The sequence below is a fragment of the Gilliamella sp. Choc4-2 genome (assembly GCF_001690355.1).
Taxonomy (GTDB): Bacteria; Pseudomonadota; Gammaproteobacteria; order Enterobacterales; family Orbaceae; genus Gilliamella; species Gilliamella apicola_A.
On the sequence record NZ_LZHG01000039.1, the window covers coordinates 1 to 13924 of the forward strand.

The following is a 13924-nucleotide window of genomic DNA, read 5'->3' on the forward strand; positions in this document are numbered from 1 at the left end:
ACATCACCCTGCGGTATTTTTACAACCGAAAAAACGCCGAATAAAAGAGTATGATTGGGACGATTTGCACGGTGTTATTATTCATAATATGTCACGTAATGCCTTAAGTTCAACCGTGTTAATGGTGTGCCAACCGGGCACGCACCAAGTGATAGATCATATTATGTTAGATCCTATGCGAGCCGGTGCAGGAAGTACATTTGTTTGGGGGTGGATCAATAGTTTTATGGTGCATTATAAATCTGCCAATATCGATGACGGTGAATATAAGTCAGATCAAGAAGCGGAATTTAAAGCCCATAGGATTGAAGGTGAAGGTTGGCCCGAATGGATGGTCGAAGCGTTTAATGCCACATCGCAAGAAGAGCTCGCCGAAATCAAACAACGACACCATATAACGGAATAACCCAGATGATTAAGGAATAATTATGCCATCAAAATTCCATAAACACGTTTAATAAAAAAGTTTTGAATCATAAAAGCTTATTTGCTTTTCTAAACAAAGTTTATAGTAAAGGAAATAAACCGCTAATCCCAAAAGTTTAAAACTTAAATTCAAAATAGTTATGACAAAGCTCACGCTATGATTAAAGTAAAAAGCAATACTTGTTTTTAATTAGAATCCATTTAATTTACATATCTCAATGATTTTTATAGAAAAGATGGGGATTTTGGTAGAATGCTATAAATTAAATCCATTCTAATTATTATTTATTAAAAATCAACAAGTTAAATTTCTTTAAAAATTTGAAAAATCTGGTAGAATTTATCGAACGCTATAACTGTAAATAAAACAGATAGCTATATTTAGAGTGTTCCCTGTATACACAGGGATAAACCGCAAGAATCGAAGTAGATAAATCTGAATATGAAGTGTTCTCTGTATACACGGAGATAAAATCTTCTCAGACTTTAGGTAAAGAATTGAAGTGCGTAACTTAGTTTCGATTTACAATTTTTATCGATGCTTGAAAACGTAACCCAAATATGTAGCGCGCTACAGTTAATGATTTATTAGTTTTAAATGATGATTATCAGACAATGAGGCATGTCCTTAGCTTACTCGCTTAATAAAGTATCCCCACCAATTAAGCATGATTCTGCGTTGTTCTCGGTAGGTAGCTCGGTTATAAGTTCTCCTCGCTCTATAGTATCGGCATAGGCAAGCGCTACTTCAATAATATTCGCATCAAATCTTTGCCCATTTAGCAGAGCTAATACCATTTATTAGGTAACATTAAGCAACGTGTTGGTAATTTCGATTCTAGCCATAGCAAGAGCTTGCATGAATTAGGAAAGTTTTTGTTCGTTTATGGTTGTTATTTGCCCTTTTATCGTTTTTTGAAAGCGTTTTTTATTTTGGTTACAAGGTTGGCATCAATCAAGCCTATATTCACCGCATAAAACATAATTTCATTAATACGCTGACAAAGTCTTTTAATCTGAAAACGGTTTTTCATCAACATAGAAGCGTAAATGTAGCTCTGTTGTGTTTTACTTTTTTTAAGGGGTTTTCAGTTGCCCCTTCACTAAGTTTAACTTTAATCTAACTAAAGGCTATTTTTTAATAGGCTTTAAAGAATCTTACAGGATATTGATTTGGTGGAGCCAAGGGGGATCGAACCCCTGACCTCAACGCTGCCAGCGTTGCGCTCTCCCAGCTGAGCTATGGCCCCAAGTAGAAAGGAATAAAACAGTGGTTAATAATATGCAACAAGATGATAAGTGTCAATCTATTTGAAATTAGATGTCTAAAGAACAATCAAATAAAACTCTGCCGACAACGACAGAGTTTAGATAACTAACGAATCATTGGAGCTTGATCTGCACCTTCTGCTTCAATTTTAGGAGGCATAAAGTGTTCGCGTTTGACACCTAATTTAAGTGACATATACGCTGCCACATATATAGAGGAAATTGTACCAAGCACAATCCCTACACCTAATGTTTCAGAAAAGCCTTTTAACATTGATCCACCAAAGATATACAAAATAATCACGACGGCAAGAGTTGTACCTGATGTCATCAAGGTACGATGCAATGTTTGTGTTAATGAGATATTAATAACATCATAAGGTTCTGCTCGTCGAATTTTTCTAAAATTCTCACGAATTCGGTCGAAAACGACAATAGTATCATTAAGTGAATAACCAATTATCGATAACATTGCAGCAATAATGGTTAAGTCTAATTCACGTTCAAACAGTGCTAGGTAACCTGCTGTTATCACAACATCATGTGCTAATGCTACAACCGCTCCCGTACCAAATCGCCATTCAAAACGAAATGCAATGTAGATCAAAATACAAATTAATGCAGCACAGATCGCCAAAATACCATCTTGAGCAAGTTCGGCACCTACAGTTGGACCAATAAACTCGATACGTTTAATTTGTGCATTTTCATCAAGTTGTTTATGTACTAAATTCGATATTTTGGTGCCTAATGCATTATCGATTTCTGATGATACATTGCTTTTTTCTTCATTAGTTGTTGCTAATCGAATGATAATGTCTTTACTGCTACCATAATATTGTACAACAGGTTCATGATAACCAGCTTTACGTAAGCTGTTGCGAAGATCATCAAGATTTACCGCTTTGGTTACGGTTAATTCAACTGTTGTTCCCCCTGTAAAGTCTTGTCCTAAATTGAATCCTTTATCAAAAATAACCATAAAGGAAACAATAACTAATAGCATTGAAATAAAAAAAGCAATAAAGCCAAATTTCAAAAAGTCGAGGACTCTGCGGCCATGATTCAATTCTCTTACATCATGATTTTCGTTTTTATAAATAATCACAATAAACCTCTAAATTGATAACTTATTAACACGACGACCGCCATAAATAAGGTTGGCTAGCGCTCGAGTACCTACAATCGATGTAAACATTGATGTTAAGATACCTATGCCTAATGTAATAGCAAAACCTTTTATTGATCCAGTACCAACAGCATAAAGAATAACCGCTGTGATTAAGGTTGTGATATTGGCATCGAAAATACTACTCCAAGCCCCAGCATACCCTTCATTAATTGCATGCTGAACACTACGCCCATTGCTGAGTTCTTCTTTTATTCGTTCATTAATCAGTACGTTAGCATCAACTGCCATACCAACAGTTAATACAATTCCAGCAATACCTGGCATACTTAATGTTGCCCCAGGCAGTAATGACATTGCACCAACAATTAAAATTAAGTTAGCAACTAAAGCTAGGCTAGCAAATAAACCAAATAGGCGATACATGACCAACATGAAGATAACTGAGATCAGTAACCCCCATACGCAAGATTCTAAACCTTGAGTTATGTTTTCTTGCCCCATTGATGGTCCAACAGTACGTTCTTCAATAATTTGAATTGGTGCTATTAATGCCCCTGCACGTAATAGTAAGGATAAGTTTTTTGCTTCATCAATGTTGCTAATACCTGTCACTTGGAATCGATTACTAAAAATACCTTGAATTGTGGCGACGTTGATAACGCGTTCTTGTTTTTCAAGAATTGGTTTACCATTTTCATCACGTTTACCGGTATCTTTATATTCAACAAATAGTGTTGCCATTGGTTTATGAAGATTTTTTTGGGTAAAATCAAGCATGGTTTTACCACCCAAGCTATCAAGAGTAATCGATACTTCTGATTGGCCATATTCATTAACTCTATAAGATGAGTCAGTAATATGATCCCCTGTCAATACAATGCGTTTGTAAAGTAGTACTGGTCTACCATTTTCCATATACTGTAATTCAGAACCGTAAGGAATGCGCATATCCCCATTGATGATAGCAGCTAAATTGGCTGATGCTTCATCATTTACTTGCCTAAATTCAAGTGTTGCTGTCGCACCTAAAATACGTTTAGCCAGTGCTGTATCTTGAATGCCAGGTAGTTCAACGACGATTCGATCCGATCCTTGGCGCTGAACGATTGGTTCTGCTACACCAAGTTGGTTTACTCGGTTACGTAGTATTGTGGTATTTTGCTGTACAGCAGCATTTTTAGATTGTAGTAAACGCGGCTCACTAACTGTCAATACAATGCGGTCTTCGCTTTGAGAAACAACTTTAAAATCTTGTAATCCATTAATTTTGGTAATTGCTTTGTTACGATCTTCTGTATTGTCAAATTGCATAACAATTTGTTGGTTGTTATCTTTGCTCAGTGCGTTGTATTTTAATTTGCTCTTTTCAAACTCAATTTTTATGTTTTCAATAGACTGCTCGATAAGTTTATTTAATGCAGCTGTCATATCGACTTCCATTAAGAAGTGAACCCCACCGCGCAAATCTAGTCCTAATTTCATCGGTGCTGCACCTAGCCTTGAAAGCCATTTAGGTGTTGCTGGGGCTAGGTTTAAAGCAACCGTATATTCATTACCTAGCTTGTCTGAAATAAGTTCTTTGGCTTTAAGTTGTGTATCGTTATCGCCAACACGGATTAAAATTGATTTATTTTCAAAGACGACAGATTTTGGTTCGATATGATTATCTGTGAGAAGTTTTTGGATTGTATCTCGCGTGGCTATGTTAACTTCGGCATTAGTCGAGCCTGAGATCTGTATAGCGGGATCTTCACCATAAATATTTGGAAGTGCATAAAGAAGGCCGGCGCAAATCACGACGACCAACATAATGTACTTCCACAAAGGGTAGCGGTTTAACACGACATATTCTCTTGTGGAATTAAGTTATCAATACAATGAACTATAATCGATAATTTCATCTTATAGCGATTTCATTGTCCCTTTTGGTAATACTGATGTGATAAAGTCACGTTTGATTATAACTTCAGTCGAATCATTTAATTCTAGTGCGATATAACCATTTTCGTTAACTTTTGATACACGCCCAATAAGTCCACCATTTGTTAACACTTCATCACCTTTTGAAATAGAAGCCATCAAATCACGATGTGCTTTAGCGCGTTTTTGTTGAGGGCGCATAATCATAAAGTAGAAAAATAACCCAAAAACGACTAGCATAATAGGTAAAAAATAAGGATTGCTTTCAGCTGCTTGCCCATCTGCGGCATACGCTTGATTGATAAAAAAGTCCATATTGGTCCTCTAAATTCAAGATTATTTTAAAGGCCGAAATTATAACACAATAAATATATCAATTATTAACTATTTCTTGTCAAAATGTTTCTTGCATTCGGTATTTATGCCTCTTGAAATATCCAAGTTTATTCGCTTTTCAAATATGAATATTACTAATTATAATAAATAATTCTATAGTTCATTACGTTACTTGCTTTATATCAATTACCTTTTTGATATTTTATTACTTCATTATAATAAGTATAATTTATATACTAAATTTACCAATTAATGAGTTAGCACTTTTTAAGTGTTTCAATTATTTTGTGCTAAAGTATATATAATATGTGCCAATTTCTATTGAAATAGGATAAATTTTATATATTATAAAGTTAAGGTTTTGCCTTTTATTTGTTGACTTCATTTCTAAATCACTTTACCTACGATCAGTTTTTATCCGAATACTGATCAAATATAAACTAATCAGTTTTGGCATTAAACAATAATTGTTTCATCTCAAATCATTTATGTATAATTAATATCAACCTTATTTGACTAAAAAATTATGAGAAAATTAAACATCTTATTAGCATTAATCTTACACTTTTCATTCGGTGTAATAGCTAATGAAACTAAAATACAATTTGATACCCAGCTAAAAATTACTGATCCAAGTTTATTACGCATTTCGGCTGAAAAAGGGGATGCTGAAGCACAATATTCACTTGCTAATATTTATAAACAAGGGTTAGGCGTTAAGGAGAATGACGCCAAAGCTATATTTTGGTATAAAAAATCAGCAGAAAAAGGTTTGGCGAAAGCACAAAATAATTTAGCTTATATGTATCAAAACGGTTTAGGGACTAACCGTGATTTGTTTACCGCCTTTAGATATTTTAAATTAGCCGCCGATCAAGGTTATGCTTTAGCTAAATATAATGTAGCGTTAATGTATAAAAATGGAGAAGGTGTAGTCAAAAATACTTTAAGTGCTATTGACTATTTTAAGCAAGCTGGCGATGAGGGAATTTTTGATGCCTATCTTAATTTAGGTATCATGTATTTTTTTGGTGATGGCGTTAAAAAAGATAGTATCGCTGCTGCTGATTGGTTTAGTAAAGCAGCGAAAGATAATAACCCAGAAGCTCAATATTATTTAGGTTTGATGTCAGAAAATGGCGACGGTTTAACTCAAAATTACGTTGCGGCTAACTATTTTTATACGCAATCAGCAGAGCAAGGTTATGTATTGGCAATGTATAATTTGGGTGTTATTTATGCAACAGGTGCCGGTACTAAAGCTGATAACTCCCAAGCCGCTTACTGGTTTACTCGGGCAGCAGAAGCAGGTAATGTTGATGCCCAATTTAATATTGGTGTTATGTATGATGTTGGTAGTGGCGTGCCTAAAAATATTCAAAAAGCAATAGAATGGTACAATAAAGCAGCAGAACAAGGCAGTGTAGATGCTCAATATAATTTGGGCGTAAAATATTTAGCTGGCGATGGGGTTGCTCAAAGTAAAGTCCGTGCTATTTATTGGTTTACCAAAGCGAGTGAACAAGGTGACCAAAATGCTAAGGCTTATTTAAATAATTTGTTAACTAAATAATTGCTAACAAAAAAGGGCTTTTTGCCCTTTTTATTTTTTTGACTTCGGTCTGAATCGATTTTTGCTAAATTAAGTTATCCTGAATTACGCATACCTGCAGCAATACCAGAGATTGTGATCATTAATCCTTGTTCAACAGTGGTATTTTCCTCATTGCTACATCGACGAGAGCGGCTTAGCAATTCAGCTTGTAATAAATTAAGCGGTTCAATATAGGTATTACGTAAAGCAACGGATTCGGCAATCCAAGGCAAATCAGCCATTAAACTAATATCATCGGTAATCATTAATACGGTATTGATGTCTTGTGCTAATAAATTCCGTAATTCTTCCCCTAGAGACCACATAGCAGGATCGACTAACCTTTGTTCATAGTATTCATGAATATTAGGTTCAGCTTTTGCATAAACCATTTCTAACATACCTAGGCGTGCGTTAAAAAATGGCCAGTTGTGATACATTTCTTTAAGCAGCTCTTTTTTGCCTTTTTCAATCATTAATTTTAGTGCACTACCGGCACCAAGCCATGATGGAAGCATTAAACGGTTTTGTGTCCATGCAAAAATCCATGGAATTGCACGTAAACTTTCTATTCCTCCACCCGTTCTACGTTTTTGTGGCCTTGAACCTAGTGGTAATCTACCCAATTCTGCTTCTGGTGTTACGGCTCTAAAATAATCGACAAACTCCTTACGTTCTCTAACAAAATGGCGGTAGCATCGACATGAAAAATCAGACATTTCGTCCATAATACTTCGCCACGTTTGTTTAGGTTCAGGTGGTGGTAGTAAGTTAGCTTGTAAAATAGCTGAAGCATATAGCATTAAGCTGCTAAGAGCGACCTCAGGTAGACCAAGTTTAAACCGGATCATCTCGCCTTGTTCAGTGACTCTAAGCCCTCCTTTTAATGATCCTGGCGGCTGTGATAGTAACGCGGCATGAGCAGGAGCCCCGCCACGGCCAATCGATCCGCCTCGACCATGAAATAGCACGAGATTAATCTTATATTTTTCAAATAAGCCAACTAATTCCTCTTGGGAATGGTATTGTGCCCAAGATGCAGCAAGTGTTCCAGCATCTTTAGCCGAATCAGAATAACCGATCATTATCATTTGCTTACCCTGAATTTTTTCACGATACCAAGGGATATCTAATAATTTTTCCATGACCGATTTTGCATTATTTAAATCTTCTAATGTTTCAAATAATGGCACTATAGGAATATTTTTATGGCAATCAACTATTTTTAGTAGCAAATAAACCGCTAAAATATCAGAAGGGGCTTTAGCCATTGAAATCACATAAGATGCAATGGCTTCTTCACCTGCTTTTTTTATAACTCGACATGTATCGAGTACTTCATTGACCATTTCATTAGGTTGCCAGTTATATGGCAATAGGGGGCGCTTAGATTTCAATTCCGTTAATAAAAATGCTTGTTTTTCATTTTCTGTCCATTGCGTGTAGCTCCCTAAATTAAGTTCTTTTGTTAGTGCATCAAGCGCATCGGTATGCACAGAACTATCTTGGCGAATATCTAATCGTACTAGTTGTAAACCAAAGCTTTTTATACGCCGCAGTGTGTCTAATAATGGACCGTGCGCTATTGTCGACATACCTTTCTCTATTAATGATTCATAGCATGTATAAAGTGGGTGCCAGAGCTGTTCATTTTTAATCAAAATATCAGAAGGCGGTAACACCTGTTCATTATTGAGTGTTGATATAATATAACTGTGTGTTTTAATAAGACGAGAACGTAACTGTTTCATTATTGCACGATAAGGTTCTGATGTCTTTTTATTATCTTCATCAAGCAGATCGATAACCGATTGATTACATTCCGTCATTGATAATTCACGAACTAATATTTGGATATCAGCTAAGAACAATTCAATCGCTTTCAATCTGGCTTGTAACATTACTTTTTCAGTCACTTCAGCAGTTACATTTGGGTTACCATCTCGATCCCCCCCCATCCAAGAAGTAAATTTTATTGGCACATGATCTACAGATAATTGTTCATTAAATGCATCAACAATTTGATCATTAAATTCACGAAGAAATAGAGGTACGCCTTCCCATAAGCTATCTTCGATTACAGAAAAGCCCCATTTGGCTTCATCAAGTGGCGTTGGGCGTTTTTTTCGTATTTCATCTGTATACCACGCTTGGCAAACAAGCTGTTTTAAACGTCGTTTTATGCGTTCAATCTCATAATCAGCGAGATCATTATGATCAAGTTGTGATAAACAGTTATTGATTGCTGTGTATGTATTAATCATAGTTCGTCGATTAATTTCTGTCGGATGTGCTGTTATCACTAATTCAATGGATAATTCTTTAATTGCTTGTGTAATTGTCTGATTTGAAAAATTAAGGTTTTTTAATGTTCGAAATAAGTCAGCCATTTTTTTGGGGCTACTGGCTGCCTCACCATGTGGAGAAATACCATAATATTCTGCTGCTGTATTTACCATATTTAAAAAATGATTGAATGCACGAGCAACATGTAATAAATCCTTATCATTAAGATTTTCAATCAATTTAAGTAATTCAGTATGAGATTGCTTATTCCCTTTTTGTGCCGATTTTGATAACTGTCTGATTTTTTCTACTAAATTAAATGTTTCATCTCCTGTTGCTCGTTTAATTGCATTGCCCAGTAAAGTACCTAACATATTGACATTGCTTCGCATTGAGGAGTATTTGCTATTCATGATATTCTCGTTTTGTTGATATTATGCCTAAGCAACTTTAAGTTGTATGGTAAAATTCGCCATTTAAAGAAGTAGGTATAAATTTAGTTATTTTGCTTAAGTTACATACTTTATAACAATGTAGCATTGAACTTAAATAATAAAATTTTATGTTTTTTATTTTTTTTATTATTTTTATTATATTAAAAATACTTAAACGTATAACTAATAACACCTCGTTAATATCGGATTTTTATATTCAATATTTTAAATATCTGTTTTTTCATGAATAACTCACCTGTATCTTGCCTTAATTTCAGTATATACTAGCGTTATTGTGAATGCATATTGGATTATTTGATGATCGCTGTTTTTTATATTGCGTCGATTATTGCTGTCTTTGCTAGTATTAAAGTGATTTGTAGCTTACGTGTAGATAAAGCTATTTTGTATCTTACTATTTCATTTTTTGCCACGGCATTGATTTTTATTTTGCTTGGTACTTATTTGTCTGTTGTTTTATATACGCTTTTATTTATTGGTGGAACAGTAACGTTATTTATTTTGGTTGCAAATATCCTTCAAATTCGTATAGATAATGTTGAAACGAGTAGGAATGGTATAAGCCCTAAAATATGGTTAGTGCCATTAGTGTTAGCCTTTATTCTTTTGGTTATGTTAATTTACGGAGTAGTAAGTACTGACTATACACAGTTTAAAGAACCCCAAGAGTTAACTCATGAAATGTCAATATATGCTTACATTTTGATGGTTGAGTTAGCCGTTTTTCTATTATTGGGCGCTGCTGTAATTGCGTATCATTTTATGCATCGATTCTTATCGGAGAAATAATATGATTCCTCTTATGTATTGTTTAACTTTTGGTTCTATCTTATTTGTTATCGGTTTATTCGGTATTATAATTCGCCGTAACCTTTATTTTTTACTACTTAGCCTAATGGTGATGAATAATGGCGCTATTTTCGCCTTAATAGCAGCTAGTTGTTATTGGCAACAACCTGATGGGCAAGTACTTGCTTTTTTAGCTGTTATCGCTGTATTAGCTGAAGCCTGCGTAGGGCTTGCGCTTCTTATGAAATTAATCTATCGCCGTAAACTTTTTAATATTGATTCATTGAGTGAAATGAAAGGATGAATTTACTTTATTTAACTATTATTGTCCCTCTACTTTCGTTTTTAGTGTTAGTTTGTATAGGGAGACATATAAGACCGATTAATGTGATAATAATTGGCATTAGTACCATGTTAATGATTACACTAATTACTATTTTTTCTTGCATTGATTTTAGTACTAATACCGTCCCAGATATGACGCTTGTTTATACCAGAAGATTATGGGAATGGTTTTCTGTTGGCGATTTTGTCGTTCCGATTGCGCTAATGCTAGATGGTTTGTCTTTGACTTTTTTAGTATTAATTGCCTTTTGGGGGTTATTTATTTATTTCTTTGCCGCCTGCTACCTAACATGTAAAAAAGATATTTATACGTTTTATGCTTATAGCAATTTACTAGTCGCCAGTACGTTAACCGTTGTTTTGGTAGATAACTTATTTGTTATGCTAATTGGATGGGAAGGCATTAGTTTAAGTACTTACTTACTCATAGGCATTTATTATAAACAATTGCGTAATAGCTATGCAGCAATTAAAGCCTTTGTTATTATGCATTTAACTGATGTTTTTTTAATTATTGGTATTTTTTTGCTTTACCAAACAGTTGAAACGTTGGATATTCGACACATTTTAACTCAAGCTCATGATAATTTAGCTATTGATTCAGATATCGTTTTTTGGATTACTTTAACACTATTTTTGGGTGCCATGAGTAAATCAGCGCTATTCCCTATGCAAACTTGGTTTACTGAAACCACATTAGCACCAATGCCAGCTGTTGCATTAATGCAATCTTCAACCGTGATTTTAGCGGGTGTATATTTGGTACTTAGGCTTAATAATTTATTTATGATGTCAACTGATGTGCTTAATCTTATGGCTTTAATGTCATCATTAACCGTTTTATTCGCCAGTACAATTGCTTTAGTTCAATATGATATTAAGCGCATTATCACTTTTATAAACTTAGCTCAAATTAGTTATTTATTCTATGCTTTTTCAACTCAAAGTTGGAATTTGTCACTTACTTGCTTAATCAATTACACAGTAACAAGTACATTATTAATTTTGGCATCAGCAATTTTAATCAAAAAATGCCAAGGTGAACGTAATATTAGTAAATTAGGTGGTTTAGTTAAAAAGTACCCTTTGTTATATGCCGTGTTCTTAATTGTGATGTTATCACTCAGTGCTATGCCCTGGATTTCAGCTTCATTCTATATTAAAGGCGATATTATTTGGGGATTAATGGCTAAAAATAATTTAATATCAGGCTCCATTGGGTTGCTGGGAATTTTACTTTCTAGTTTAAATATTTTGCGTTTAATTTTTATCGTATTTTATCATAAACAAAAAATACATCATTTTTCTAAAACCAAATGGATCAGTTACTGCCCAATTTTAATATTATTGATATTTACTACAGCGATATTTATCTATTTCCCTCTACCAATTAAGGGAATTATTCCAATAGCAGAATTAGATACTAAAGGTAAATTGCCATTTCAGTTACTTTTAGCTGCGGTAACGTTATTAAGTTTTCTTATTGCTTATACTCTATACGCTCATCCAAATAGCGAAGTGCAAGATATTTTAAATACCCCAATGGTCAAATTCTTTGTACGATTATGTAGTGTTGATTGGCATTTTGATTATTTAATTAACATTATTTTTGTAAGACCTTATATCTATTTAGCTAACTTACTCAAAAAAGATCCATTAGCTGTATGGGATAATTGGTTTATGTTAGGTATTAAAAAAATAAATTCATATATTGTCAGCTTAGAAAATGGGCATATTCGATGGTATATGGTGTCAATGGTTATAGGTAGCATTATTATATTAATGTTACTCATTTTTATTTAAATTAAGGTGTAATCTTTCATGTTGTTATGGCTTGTTTTTTTACCGGTTATAGGCGGATTAATTGGTTGGCTATGCCATGTATTTATACCGCGGATGGTAACCTCAGCCCATGTGCAAATATACTGCAATAAATTACCTATAATTGTTGCATTGATAACAATACTTATCACTATGGGGATAACCATACATATATGGTCAGATGCTATAACCATTTTAGGTAAAGGGAATAACTGCATATCAGAAATCAATGTTGAGTGGATACCTTTATTGGGGATTCGTTTTCACTTATTGCTCGATGGTTTATCAATAGTTTTAATTACCTCTACGCTATTTATTGTGTTATTAACTATTATCTATTCAAGTAAAGAAAAGTTGAATAACCCTGGCTTATTTTATCTTAGTATACTATTCATGACATCGGCTATTATCATGTTATTTATAGTTACCGATTTATTTTTATTATTCTTTTATTGGGAAGCGGTAGCTATTCCAATCTATTTTTTAATTTCCTTATGGGGTCGGCGTGATTCTAGCTCTCAATTACGTTTTAACGGTGCAAGTAAATTTCTAATCTATACTCAAATTAGTAGTTTATTAATGTTAATATCCATTGTGTCATTAGCATTGATAAATTGGAATTTAACTAGCCATTGGACGTTTGATTATCAGATATTAACCCAAACACCTATATCAAGCAGTACTGAATTTTTATTAATGCTAGGTTTTTTAGCCGCTTTTATTGTGCGCGTACCTTTTGTTCCTTTTCATAATTGGTTTATTGAAGCCCATATTGAGTCATCAACAACTGGATCTATGATGATAAGTGGCTTGTTACTTAGTACCGCAACGTTTGGGCTTTTACGTATTGCCATTCCTCTATTTCCAAACGCTTCTGTCTCGATTATGCCTTTAATATTATTCTTGGCTTTATGTACTGTTTTCTATTCTGCATTACTTGCGTTTAGCCAAACCGATATTAAAAAATTAATTGCATATGTGCATATTGCATTAATGGGATTAGTTACAGCAATTATTTATAGTGGCTCAGTGATTGCTTATCAAGGAATTGTTATCCAAATGATTGCCATTAATTTAGCTATTGTAGGATTGTTTATTATTAGTGGGTTATTAGTTGAATGTTATTCAACTCGTAACATTAACCAATTTACAAGGCTGAAAGAAAAAGTACGATATCTTTCTTCATTTACTTTATTTTTTATACTAGCGGTTTTGGGTGTTCCAGGAACTGCGAATTTTATAGGAAATTACATGATGTTACTTGGTAGTTTCGTTTCATTTTCTTATTTTACTGTTTTATTAATAATTGGTTTATTAATGTTATCAATTTCATTTATTGTTCGTATGCAACCCCTATTTTATGGCGTTACCAATAGTGATATTACTATAAAAAAATCAATTAGTAAGAAAGACTTTTTATTGCTAACGAGCTTGTTAACTGTGCTTATTTTTATCGGTATGTATCCTAAAATAATTTTAGACATGTCTTATTCTGCTGTAAAACAAACACAGCAATATATAACAGTAGAACGCATGGGAGAATAATAAGAT

Annotated in this window: 11 protein-coding genes and 1 tRNA gene; 6 read left to right on the forward strand and 6 right to left on the reverse strand. The window is 33.8% G+C overall.

Annotation, left to right across the window (positions count from 1 at the left end):
- A partial coding sequence (locus A9G34_RS10755; RefSeq protein WP_218055653.1) for a DUF6708 domain-containing protein occupies positions 1-406 on the forward strand: 406 nt, incomplete at its 5' end.
- A 653-nt stretch (positions 407-1059) separates the two neighbouring features.
- On the opposite strand, the gene A9G34_RS10760 is transcribed toward A9G34_RS10755, so the two are convergent.
- From A9G34_RS10760 to yajC, 5 genes are all read right to left on the reverse strand, one after another.
- Complete coding sequence (locus tag A9G34_RS10760) at positions 1060-1224, reverse strand: hypothetical protein (RefSeq protein ID WP_176701004.1); 165 nt, start codon at positions 1222-1224, stop codon at positions 1060-1062.
- Between the two features lie 376 nt (positions 1225-1600).
- A tRNA-Ala gene (locus tag A9G34_RS05770) sits at positions 1601-1676 on the reverse strand.
- A gap of 125 nt (positions 1677-1801) precedes the next feature.
- Positions 1802-2797 carry a protein translocase subunit SecF gene (gene secF / locus A9G34_RS05775; protein WP_065569201.1) on the reverse strand — a complete coding sequence of 332 codons (996 nt, stop codon included), beginning with the start codon at positions 2795-2797 and terminating at the stop codon, positions 1802-1804.
- Positions 2798-2812: 15 nt separating this feature from the next.
- Positions 2813-4669 (reverse strand): protein translocase subunit SecD, encoded by a 1857-nt coding sequence (secD, locus tag A9G34_RS05780; protein ID WP_080715889.1) that lies wholly within the window; start codon positions 4667-4669, stop codon positions 2813-2815.
- A gap of 60 nt (positions 4670-4729) precedes the next feature.
- A complete protein-coding gene (gene yajC / locus A9G34_RS05785; protein WP_034945990.1) occupies positions 4730-5062 on the reverse strand; it encodes a preprotein translocase subunit YajC in 333 nt (110 codons plus the stop codon).
- Positions 5063-5609: 547 nt separating this feature from the next.
- On the opposite strand from yajC, the gene A9G34_RS05790 reads away from it, so the two are divergent.
- Positions 5610-6656: an SEL1-like repeat protein gene (locus tag A9G34_RS05790; protein ID WP_051825232.1), complete on the forward strand. Its 1047-nt coding sequence runs from the start codon at positions 5610-5612 to the stop codon at positions 6654-6656.
- 74 nt (positions 6657-6730) lie between these two features.
- Here A9G34_RS05790 and ppc read toward each other — a convergent pair whose 3' ends face one another.
- Positions 6731-9376, reverse strand: a complete 2646-nt coding sequence (gene ppc / locus A9G34_RS05795) for a phosphoenolpyruvate carboxylase (protein WP_065569190.1) — start codon at positions 9374-9376, stop codon at positions 6731-6733.
- A gap of 339 nt (positions 9377-9715) precedes the next feature.
- Here ppc and A9G34_RS05800 point away from each other — a divergent pair, with 339 nt between their 5' ends.
- The 4 genes from A9G34_RS05800 to A9G34_RS05815 are packed head-to-tail and all read left to right on the forward strand — an operon-like array spanning position 9716 to position 13918.
- The gene (locus A9G34_RS05800; protein WP_034945997.1) at positions 9716-10207 is read left to right on the forward strand and encodes an NADH-quinone oxidoreductase subunit J family protein; all 492 of its coding nucleotides are present in this window, start codon (positions 9716-9718) and stop codon (positions 10205-10207) included.
- Position 10208: 1 nt separating this feature from the next.
- Positions 10209-10511 carry an NADH-quinone oxidoreductase subunit NuoK gene (nuoK, locus tag A9G34_RS05805; RefSeq protein ID WP_034946000.1) on the forward strand — a complete coding sequence of 101 codons (303 nt, stop codon included), beginning with the start codon at positions 10209-10211 and terminating at the stop codon, positions 10509-10511.
- Positions 10508-12355 (forward strand): NADH-quinone oxidoreductase subunit 5 family protein, encoded by a 1848-nt coding sequence (locus tag A9G34_RS05810; protein ID WP_081295283.1) that lies wholly within the window; start codon positions 10508-10510, stop codon positions 12353-12355. The genes nuoK and A9G34_RS05810 overlap by 4 nt, the downstream gene beginning before the upstream one ends.
- A gap of 18 nt (positions 12356-12373) precedes the next feature.
- Complete coding sequence (locus A9G34_RS05815) at positions 12374-13918, forward strand: complex I subunit 4 family protein (RefSeq protein WP_034946007.1); 1545 nt, start codon at positions 12374-12376, stop codon at positions 13916-13918.
- Positions 13919-13924: the final 6 nt, after the last annotated feature.

Excerpts from the sequence above, each read along its gene's own strand:
- A9G34_RS05790 (WP_051825232.1), top strand. The coding sequence starts at position 5,610 with ATGAGAAAATTAAACATCTTATTAGCATTAATCTTACACTTTTCATTC.
- A9G34_RS05815 (WP_034946007.1), top strand. The coding sequence starts at position 12,374 with ATGTTGTTATGGCTTGTTTTTTTACCGGTTATAGGCGGATTAATTGGT.
- nuoK (WP_034946000.1), top strand. The coding sequence starts at position 10,209 with ATGATTCCTCTTATGTATTGTTTAACTTTTGGTTCTATCTTATTTGTT.
- A9G34_RS05800 (WP_034945997.1), top strand. The coding sequence starts at position 9,716 with ATGATCGCTGTTTTTTATATTGCGTCGATTATTGCTGTCTTTGCTAGT.
- yajC (WP_034945990.1), bottom strand. The coding sequence starts at position 5,062 with ATGGACTTTTTTATCAATCAAGCGTATGCCGCAGATGGGCAAGCAGCT.
- A9G34_RS05810 (WP_081295283.1), top strand. The coding sequence starts at position 10,508 with ATGAATTTACTTTATTTAACTATTATTGTCCCTCTACTTTCGTTTTTA.
- ppc (WP_065569190.1), bottom strand. The coding sequence starts at position 9,376 with ATGAATAGCAAATACTCCTCAATGCGAAGCAATGTCAATATGTTAGGT.
- A9G34_RS10760 (WP_176701004.1), bottom strand. The coding sequence starts at position 1,224 with ATGGTATTAGCTCTGCTAAATGGGCAAAGATTTGATGCGAATATTATT.